Source organism: Streptomyces sp. NPDC059037, assembly GCF_042740015.1.
In the GTDB taxonomy this organism is placed as follows: Bacteria; Actinomycetota; Actinomycetes; order Streptomycetales; family Streptomycetaceae; genus Streptomyces.
On sequence record NZ_JBHYIG010000367.1, the window covers coordinates 1 to 8,596 of the forward strand.

The 8,596-nt window shown below is 70.5% G+C and carries 10 protein-coding genes and 6 tRNA genes; 9 read left to right on the forward strand and 7 right to left on the reverse strand.

The genetic code is table 11. The features are described 5' to 3' along the window. Positions 1-29 precede the first annotated feature (29 nt). Positions 30-101: transfer RNA gene (locus ACFWY6_RS41905), tRNA-Val, on the reverse strand. Between the two features lie 66 nt (positions 102-167). After that, positions 168-623, reverse strand: a complete 456-nt coding sequence (locus tag ACFWY6_RS41910) for a TIGR02611 family protein (protein WP_384702092.1) — start codon at positions 621-623, stop codon at positions 168-170. 191 nt (positions 624-814) lie between these two features. Between ACFWY6_RS41910 and ACFWY6_RS41915 the strand changes: the two genes are divergently transcribed. Next, positions 815-1,228: an SsgA family sporulation/cell division regulator gene (locus tag ACFWY6_RS41915; RefSeq protein ID WP_003959770.1), complete on the forward strand. Its 414-nt coding sequence runs from the start codon at positions 815-817 to the stop codon at positions 1,226-1,228. Positions 1,229-1,454: 226 nt separating this feature from the next. Then, positions 1,455-2,018, forward strand: a complete 564-nt coding sequence (locus ACFWY6_RS41920) for a CGNR zinc finger domain-containing protein (protein WP_360771974.1) — start codon at positions 1,455-1,457, stop codon at positions 2,016-2,018. A 16-nt stretch (positions 2,019-2,034) separates the two neighbouring features. Here ACFWY6_RS41920 and ACFWY6_RS41925 read toward each other — a convergent pair whose 3' ends face one another. Beyond that, complete coding sequence (locus tag ACFWY6_RS41925) at positions 2,035-2,211, reverse strand: hypothetical protein (RefSeq protein WP_167828961.1); 177 nt, start codon at positions 2,209-2,211, stop codon at positions 2,035-2,037. Positions 2,212-2,393: 182 nt separating this feature from the next. Here ACFWY6_RS41925 and ACFWY6_RS41930 point away from each other — a divergent pair, with 182 nt between their 5' ends. Beyond that, on the forward strand, positions 2,394-3,932 hold the full coding sequence (locus ACFWY6_RS41930; RefSeq protein WP_384702096.1) for a DUF4874 domain-containing protein: 1,539 nt from the start codon (positions 2,394-2,396) through the stop codon (positions 3,930-3,932). Between the two features lie 57 nt (positions 3,933-3,989). On the opposite strand, the gene ACFWY6_RS41935 is transcribed toward ACFWY6_RS41930, so the two are convergent. After that, positions 3,990-4,445: a hypothetical protein gene (locus ACFWY6_RS41935; protein ID WP_384702099.1), complete on the reverse strand. Its 456-nt coding sequence runs from the start codon at positions 4,443-4,445 to the stop codon at positions 3,990-3,992. Positions 4,446-4,600: 155 nt separating this feature from the next. Between ACFWY6_RS41935 and ACFWY6_RS41940 the strand changes: the two genes are divergently transcribed. After that, positions 4,601-5,125: a DsbA family protein gene (locus ACFWY6_RS41940; protein WP_384702101.1), complete on the forward strand. Its 525-nt coding sequence runs from the start codon at positions 4,601-4,603 to the stop codon at positions 5,123-5,125. Here ACFWY6_RS41940 and ACFWY6_RS41945 read toward each other — a convergent pair. The 3 genes from ACFWY6_RS41945 to ACFWY6_RS41955 all read right to left on the reverse strand — a co-directional run bounded on the left by ACFWY6_RS41945 (position 5,122) and on the right by ACFWY6_RS41955 (position 7,851). Next, the gene (locus ACFWY6_RS41945; protein WP_384702104.1) at positions 5,122-5,946 is read right to left on the reverse strand and encodes a GNAT family N-acetyltransferase; all 825 of its coding nucleotides are present in this window, start codon (positions 5,944-5,946) and stop codon (positions 5,122-5,124) included. The two genes, ACFWY6_RS41940 and ACFWY6_RS41945, sit on opposite strands and share 4 nt — an antisense overlap. Before the next feature lie 61 nt (positions 5,947-6,007). Continuing rightward, the gene (locus ACFWY6_RS41950; RefSeq protein ID WP_384702107.1) at positions 6,008-6,829 is read right to left on the reverse strand and encodes an aminotransferase class IV; all 822 of its coding nucleotides are present in this window, start codon (positions 6,827-6,829) and stop codon (positions 6,008-6,010) included. Continuing rightward, a complete protein-coding gene (locus ACFWY6_RS41955) occupies positions 6,826-7,851 on the reverse strand; it encodes a chorismate-binding protein (RefSeq protein WP_384702110.1) in 1,026 nt (341 codons plus the stop codon). The genes ACFWY6_RS41950 and ACFWY6_RS41955 overlap by 4 nt, the downstream gene beginning before the upstream one ends. Positions 7,852-8,050: 199 nt before the next feature. Between ACFWY6_RS41955 and ACFWY6_RS41960 the strand changes: the two genes are divergently transcribed. The 5 genes from ACFWY6_RS41960 to ACFWY6_RS41980 all read left to right on the forward strand — a co-directional run bounded on the left by ACFWY6_RS41960 (position 8,051) and on the right by ACFWY6_RS41980 (position 8,532). Continuing rightward, positions 8,051-8,123 (forward strand) — tRNA-Gly (locus ACFWY6_RS41960). 40 nt (positions 8,124-8,163) lie between these two features. Then, positions 8,164-8,237 (forward strand) — tRNA-Cys (locus ACFWY6_RS41965). 1 nt (position 8,238) lies between these two features. Continuing rightward, positions 8,239-8,310 (forward strand) — tRNA-Val (locus ACFWY6_RS41970). 46 nt (positions 8,311-8,356) lie between these two features. After that, a tRNA-Val gene (locus ACFWY6_RS41975) sits at positions 8,357-8,428 on the forward strand. Between the two features lie 29 nt (positions 8,429-8,457). Beyond that, positions 8,458-8,532, forward strand: a tRNA-Val gene (locus tag ACFWY6_RS41980). Positions 8,533-8,596 lie beyond the last annotated feature (64 nt).

Consider the following 8,596-nt stretch of genomic DNA (forward strand, 5'->3'; position numbering starts at 1 on the left):
CTTTAAGCCTCCGGGCCGCAGTTCCGGGGTGGGCGATACTGGGTTCGAACCAGTGACCTCTTCGGTGTGAACGAAGCGCTCTCCCACTGAGCTAATCGCCCCGGGCGCACGGAGAACATTACCGCATGTCAGGGGGTGCCCCCGACCGCCCCGGAGTCACCCGTGGGTCACTCCTTGATCTTCCATGGCATCTCGAGGCCGAACTTCCATACGTAGACCGCGACCAGCGCGGCGACGATCACCAGACCGATGGTCGTCAGGATGATGTTCCGGCGGCGCACCTTGGGATCGAGGGCACGCTGCGCAGCCTCGGTGACCTTCCGCTTCGTCCAGCGAAGCACCAGCTGGGCCCAGACGAACTCGGTCGCCCAGATCGCCATGCCACCGAAGATCACCAGCCAGCCGGGGCCGGGCAGCGGAAGCATGACGATGCCCGCGGCAACCACCGCGAGCCCCACGATGAACACGCCCACCTGCCAGCTGAGGTGCAGCGTCTTGCGAGCCTGGACGAACGCAGGAGCGCGTGATCCAAGCGGCTGTTCGGCCGTCTCGCCCGTGGTCGTTTCGGCCTTCTCACCGTCGGGCGCGGCCGCGACCCCCGGCTCGTTACTCCCCGTATTCATACGGCCAAACCCTACCGGACGGAAACCCGTCACCGGAATGGCCGCACGTCCCGAACAAAGACCCCGCCGTACGAGCTACCTAAAGACACGCAAAACCCTCAGAGGGGTTTACAACGGCACCGTAGGTGGCATGTCGATTTCGCCGACGTGCGAATCCCCGAGCGCACACTGAGCGAAAGGCCCTGGCGCTTATGAACACCACGGTCAGCTGCGAGCTGCACCTGCGCCTCGTTGTGTCGAGCGAGTCCTCACTGCCTGTACCCGCAGGACTGCGGTATGACACGGCCGATCCCTATGCCGTGCACGCCACCTTCCACACCGGAGCCGAGGAAACCGTCGAGTGGGTGTTCGCCCGCGACCTCCTCGCCGAGGGCCTGCACCGGCCCACCGGTACCGGCGACGTCCGAGTCTGGCCGTCCCGGAGCCACGGTCAGGGTGTTGTCTGCATCGCCCTGAGTTCCCCCGAGGGTGAGGCTCTGCTCGAGGCCCCGGCGCGGGCACTGGAATCGTTCCTCAAGCGAACCGACGCGGCCGTGCCGCCCGGCACAGAACACCGCCACTTCGATCTCGATACGGAGCTCTCGCACATCCTGGCCGAAAGCTAGATCCAGGCGGCGCGAGAGCGCCCGGCGCCGTCCGACTCGGGGCGACGGCTCGGGCACGACAACCGCATAGGCCAGGCACCGGCGCCGTCGCCGCGGATTCTCGCGGGGACGGCGCCGGTGCTGTGTTCCGGGAAGCCGCTAGCATCGGCCAGCATCGGCGGGCACCTCTTCCCACGTTCTCCATGAGCGGGGGAGGCCCGACTACCCCCAGGCCAGGGAGCGAATCGTGCTGATCACCCACGACACCCGGTGTGCGCTCGACGCCGTGGTCGATCTGGTGAACACCGCACCGGACGACGAGAGCGCCGAGACCGAAGGGCTCGCGGACGTAGCGGCGCTTGGCGAGTTCGTACGAAGCCACGACATCAGCGACGTCGGAGTGCTCACCGAACGTGACCTCGCGGGCGTTCGGCAGATCCGCAGCCGCTTCTACGAGGTCTTCGCCTCCCCCGAGCCACAGGCCGCGGCGGCGGTGATCAACGAACTGGTCGCGGCGGCGGGCACCACGCCCCGGCTCACCGACCACGACGGCTACGACTGGCACGTGCACTACTTCGCACCGGGCGCGTCCATCGCCGACCACCTGGCGGCGGACTGCGGCATGGCGCTCGCGTTCTTCGTGGTCGCCGGTGAGCAGGAGCGGCTGCGGCGCTGCGAGGCGCCGGACTGCAGGCGCGCCTTCGTGGACCTCTCCCGCAATCGCTCGCGCCGCTACTGCGACAGCCGGACCTGCGGGAACCGGCTGCACGTGGCCGCCTACCGGGCCCGCCGCAAGGAAGCCGCGGGCTGAGCCCCCGCTCCGGCGGCTACAGCCTCAGCAGATCGTGCAGCGAGCCCATCAGGAGCAGGAAGCCGATCACCGCCAGGAAGATCATCAGGGGTGGCTGGGAGAGCGCGAAGAGACAGCCCTGCGGCTCCTCGGTCGGCGCTGCTCGCTCATCGGTCGGCGGGGCGGCATCGCCCGGTGTGGTGGTGTCCAGCATCTCGCGGCGATGATGACGCAGTCGGGACACCACCGCCGACCAACACGCCCGGAAAGGGCGGGAGTTCGCTTAAATCCGTGACCAGAAAGTCCAGCGCCCCGCGCGTTCCGTCCATGGCTCACCAGCACGGCGCCTCGTCAGACTCGGCACCCCCGCCGTCCACACGAACGAGGGAGCCACACATGCGCATGGAACGCAGACGGCTGTTGACGACCGCGCTCGGCACGGCCGCGGCCGCGATGGTGCCGCTCGCCGCGGCATCCCCCGCCCGCGCGGCCGGCTGGCAGCGGGTCCCGCATCGCGGCATCCGTCCGGACGACCCGGAGGGCCGCGCCCCGCTGGCCAACCCGCGCCGCGGCTTCCGCTACGAGATGTCGTACAACGCGATCGACCTGACGAGCCCCTGGCAGAACGAGGCGGACCACTCCCCCGACGCCGCGAAGACCCTGGACCTCCTGGAGCGCGAGTACGGCCCCGGCGCGAACCTGACCCAGCTGTACTTCTACCTCTGGGACTTCGCGACCTCCACGATCCCGCAGAGCGCCCTCGACAACATCGAGAGCGTCTTCCGGGGGCTGCGTCGCAAGGGATACGCGGCGGTCCTGCGCTTCGTGTACGACGACGGGGTGCGGGAGAACCGGCGCTACACCGTGCAGGACATCCAGCGGCACATCGGCCAGCTCGCGCCGCTGGTCGCGCGCAACAGCGACGTGGTGGCCGTGTGGCAGGCCGGCTTCCTGGGCGCCTGGGGCGAGTGGCACGGGAGTTACTACCGGCACGAGACGTACCCCGACGCCGTCACCGCCATCATGACGACGCTCGTCGATGCGCTCCCGCCGGGCATGCACACCCAGGTCCGGTACGCGGAGAAGCGCGACATGATCACCGACAAGGCGATCCTGGACCGGGTCGGCTTCCACAACGACTACGTGACGCTCGGCGAGGGCGAGTGGGACTACTACGTCCCGGACAATCCCGGCTGGCCCAGCTATCTCGACGTGTCGCCGACGCGGATGATGGACGGCGAGATGCCCTGGGACAAGGGCCAGAGCGCCGACCCCTACGCGTGGAGCACCGTCATCCCCGGGCTGCCCGCCGCCCGGCGGCTGCAGACGCTGCGCTTCGACAGCCTGTCCCTGGTGCACAACGCCACGGTCACCGTCCCGGCCTGGAAGGCGGCGGAGCTGACCGAGCGGCAGACGACGGACGCGCTGCTTCCGGTCTCGGACGGCTACTTCCGGGGGCGTGACGGGCGGCTGGTGGCGCGCACGCAGTTCGAATATCTGCGGGACCACCTGGGCTACCGCATCGAGGTGCGCGAGGCCCGCTACGACCTGTCTGGCGCCCGCGGCGGCCGTATCCCCGTGGAGGTCGACGTGGTCAATCGCGGCTTCGCGGCGCCGAAGCACGCACGTCCGGTGCGGCTGGCACTCCTGGACGCGGACGGTCGGACGGTCGCCTCGGCGGACACCGGGGCGGACTGGCGCGACTGGCGGCCGCAGGGCCGCGCGGAGACCGGCGACGACCACTCGGGCCCGAAGGTCACGACCGTGCGCGGAGAGCTCGCCCTGCCGTCCGGCGTGCGCGGCCGCCACCGCCTGGGACTCGCCCTGCCCGACCCGGCCTTCCCCGGGAAGGGGCGCGCGGTGCGGTGCGCCAACGGGTCCGTGAAGTGGGTCGAGGGCGTGAACGTCCTCGCCGAGATGCGGCTGGGCGGCTGAGCCCTTCCGGCCTCGCCGCCCAGCTCACGCAGCCCGCCCTCGGGGGTTCGGGGAGTGTCAGATGCCGTGCTTCTTCAAGATGGCCTCGATGTCGCTGAAGTCCTCCGTGGGCGCGGCCGCCTTCGGCTTGCCCTTGGCCTTGGCCTCGGGCTTGGCGGCCGGGCGTATGCCCTGGCCGAGCGAAGGCGCCGACGCCGCAGGGGCGACGGCCTCGCTCTTGGCCGCCTTTGCCGCCTTGCGCTCCTCGCTGCTGCCGACGCGGCGGCGCTCCACCGCCCGTGTCGTCATGAAGAGCAGCCAGGCGACACCGAGGACGCCGAAGCCCGCCCACGCCTTCATGCTGAAGGCGGTGTCGGCCAGCCATCCCACGACGCCGGTCATCACGAGGCCGATCGGGACCAGGGAGTACGCGGCGAGGCGCGTCGCCGCGAGGAAACGCTTGCGGTAGGCCGTGACGGCGGCGATGCCCAGCCCGGCCACGGACACGGCGGAACAGACGGTCTCGGCAATCATCCGGTCCTCCAGGGCACGCGGGCGTCAACGGTGACAATGTCGTCCCTTCCATCCTGCACCGGGTGGGCCCTCCCGAGCCACGTCCTGGGCGGACCTCAGGGACATATCCGGGTCCGGCATCCTCCGCAGGTCCCGGTCGGTGGAAGACTGAACCCATGAACGACTCCTCCCCCGCCGACCTCACCGGCCCCGCAGGACCCGTGGTCATCGACGTCTGGTGCGAGCTCCAGTGCCCGGACTGCACCCGCGCCCTCGACGACGTACACGCCCTGCGCGCCCGGTACGGCGACCGCGTCGACCTGCGCCTTCGCCACTTCCCGCTCGAGAAGCACAAGCACGCCTTCGCCGCCGCCCAGGCCGCCGAGGAGGCCTTCGAGCAGGGCAAGGGCTGGCCGTATGTCGAGGCGGTGCTCGGGAAGGTCGCGGATCTGGACAAGAAGGGCGAGGCCGTCCTCGTCGAGACGGCCCGTGAACTGGGCCTGGACGCCGAGGAGTTCGACACCGCCCTGATCGACGGCCGGCACATCCTGATCGTCGACGCCGACCAGGCCGAGGGCAAGGCGATCGGCGTCACCGGCACACCGACGTACGTCGTCGACGGCCAACGCCTCGACGGCGGCAAGAGCCAGGAGGGCCTGCGCGAGCGCGTCGAGGAGATCACGGACCGGCTGCTGGCCTAGAGCAGCGGCTTGTAGACGTAGTACGTGACCGGCTCATAGCCCAGCGACTGGTAGAGGCGCAGTGCCGGGGCGTTGCCCGCGAAGACGTTGAGGCCGATGCGGCTGCTGCCCGCCTCGTGGGCCTGGGCCTCGGCGAGGTGCATCAGGGAGCGGCCGTGCCCCTGGCCGCGGCACTCCGGGTCGACCTCGACGTCGAAGACGAACGCGGGGTCGTCGTACACGGCCAGCCACAGGGTGCCGACCTCCGAACCCGCGTGGGTGAGGACGCTGAGCCGCACCCCCGGGGTGGCGATTCCCTGCTGCAGGTGGTCGGCGTGGTCCCTGGCGGACTTGGCGCGCGCCTCGGCCTCGGGGACGCCGCGCTCCATCCAGTCGCGCGCGTAGTCGTCCTTCTTGCGCGCCAGCCACACCTCGTACGCGGCCTCGGTCATCGGCCGTCCCTCGACGCCCGCGGGCAGGGCGGGCGGCTCGGCGGGCAGTGGCTTGGTCATGTGGCGGTTGCGCTCCACATAGCCCAGGGACGTGACGAGGCGGTGGGCCGCCGTGGCCGCTGCGGGCACGATCGTCTCGATCCGCCGGCAGCCCCAGCCGCGCGCCACTTCCTCGGCGGCGAGCACGGCGACGGTGCCGCGGCCGCGCCTGCGGTCCGGTTCCTCGATGCGCAGATCCTTGATCTGGGCGACGGAGGGACCGAACACGGGGTGCGTGGCGAGTTCTATCCCGCCCACCGGACGGCTGTTCACACACACTTCGTACGTGCGTGACTTCGCGCCGTCAGCGCTCTCTTGGAGCGGCCCGGTCGGCCGCAGGGTCGTGGTCATCAGTGGTGTTGTACCCGCCCCGCGGCCGCTCCGTCACCAGGATTTCACCGGTTCTCGGGGCTCACGGGTCGAGGTCGTCCGCCGCACGCTCGTCGAAGATGCGCATCGCCTTGGCGGTCACCGGGCCCGGCGCGCCCGGCAGTTCGCGTCCGTCGATCCGGTGCACGGCCTGGACGTCACGGAGCGTCGAGGTCAGGAACACCTCGTCGGCGCGGTCCAGGACGTCGAGCGGCAGATCGGTCTCCTGCGCGCCCGTCCAGTCGACGGCCAGCGCGCGCGTGATGCCCGCCAGACAGCCGGAGGCGACCGGCGGCGTGTGGATCTCGCCGTCCAGCACGACGAAGACGTTCGACCCGGTGCCTTCGCAGAGCTGCCCCACGGTGTTGCCGAACAGCGCTTCGGAGGCGCCCTGTTCGTGGGCGCGCGCGAGGGCGACGACGTTCTCGGCGTACGACGTGGTCTTCAGGCCGGTCAGCGCGCCGCGCTCGTTGCGGGTCCACGGCACCGTGATCACGGCGGTCGCGTCGGGGCGCCTGTCCGCCTCGCCGAGGGCGACGACCAGCGTCTGGCCCTGGTCACCGCGGTCCGAGCCGAGCGGCGAGAGGCCTCCCGTGTAGGTGATGCGCAGCCGCCCCAGCGGCATCGGGTTGGCGCCGATCACGGCGGCGCAGGCCGCGCGCACCTCGTCCAGGTCCGGCTCGGGCAGGCCGAGGCCGCGCGCCGAGCGGGCGAGCCGGTCCAGGTGCCGGGTCAGCGCGAAGGGCCGCCCCTCGACCGTCTTCACCGTCTCGAAGATGCCGTCGCCCACGGTCAGGCCGTGGTCCAGCACGGAGACGCGGGCGGTATCGAGGTCCTGCAGGCCGCCATTGAGCCAGATCTTCACCGAGGGGTCCCTCCACTCACTTCGTACGCCCCCGACGCTACCGCCAGCAGCCTTTCCGCCTTCAGCTCGGTCTCCCGCCACTCCCCCTCGGGGTCCGAGCCCCAGGTGATGCCCGCTCCGGTGCCGAACCGCAGCATGCCTTCGGCGCGGTCGATCCAGAAGGTGCGGATGCCGACGGCCAGTTCACCGGTGCCCCGGTCGGCGTCGACCCAGCCGATGCCGCCGCAGTACGGACCGCGGGGCGCGGTCTCCAGGGCGTCGATGATGCGCAGGGCGCTGGACTTGGGGGCGCCGGTGACGGAACCGGGCGGGAAAGCCGCGGCGAAGAGTTCGGGCCAGCCGGCGTCGGGGCGCAGCTCGCCCCGGACGGTGGAGACGAGGTGGACCAGCCCAGGATGCTTCTCGATCACGCACAGGTCGGGGACGGTCACGGAGCCGGTCTCGCAGATCCGCCCGAGGTCGTTGCGGACGAGGTCCACGATCATGACGTTCTCGGCGTAGTCCTTCTCCAGAAGATCCGCTTCGGTGCGGCCCGTGCCCTTGATCGGACCCGACTCGACGACGCGCCCCGCACGCCGCAGGAACAGCTCGGGGGACGCCGTGGCTATCTCGACGCCGTGCTCGGGCAGGCGGATCGTTCCGGCGTACGGAGCGGGGTTCCCGCGCGCGAGGAGAGCGGTCAGGGCGTCCACGTCGGCGCCGTCCGGGACCGGCGCGGACAGTACCCGGCAGAGGTTCGCCTGGTAGACGTCGCCGGCCGCGATGTGCGCGCGCACGCGCCGCACGCCTTCCGTGTACGCGGTGCGGTCGAGCGAGGACGTCCAGTCACCGGCGGCGGGCCCCCGCCAGGCCCCCGGCACCGGGGCGGGCACCGGCTCCTCACGTACGTCGGCGAAGCGGGCGCAGACGAGGCCGCCCTCGAAATCCGCGGCGACCGCCCAGAAGCCGCTGGAGTCCAGGGCCGAGGGATCGCTGGTCACGTCGGTGAGGCCGGTCGCCACCAGACCGCCGAAGCGCGCCATGGGCAGGGGCGCCCGGGAGGGCCGCTGGGAGGACGTCTGAGGGGGGCTGTGCACGCTTGCGAGTCTATGACCGGCGTCCTGGTGGCGCCCCGGGCCGGTCACAGCGCAGCACGCTGCGCAAACGCGTTTTTGTACTGGCCCAGGAATCCGCTAGAGTTCAACACGTCGCCGGGACGCGCAAGCGGACCGGGAAAGACAAGCGGACGTAGCTCAGTTGGTAGAGCGCAACCTTGCCAAGGTTGAGGTCGCCAGTTCGAACCTGGTCGTCCGCTCGCAGGAAAGTGGGGGATCTTCCCGAGACCCCGCACTCCTGGTGGAGTGGCCGAGAGGCGAGGCAACGGCCTGCAAAGCCGTCTACACGGGTTCAAATCCCGTCTCCACCTCCAAGCGCGATTAGCTCAGCGGGAGAGCGCTTCCCTGACACGGAAGAGGTCACTGGTTCAATCCCAGTATCGCGCACGCAGAACTGAATAACCCCTGGTCCCGTATGGTGTGGGACCGTCCCGCGCGATTAGCTCAGCGGGAGAGCGCTTCCCTGACACGGAAGAGGTCACTGGTTCAATCCCAGTATCGCGCACGCAGTACGCAGCACACGCAGGTTGACCTGCGCGATTAGCTCAGCGGGAGAGCGCTTCCCTGACACGGAAGAGGTCACTGGTTCAATCCCAGTATCGCGCACCATCCGTACGAAGCCCCCCGCCCGCTGCCCGGGCGGGGGCGGCGGTGGTGCGAGGTGAGGTGGTGA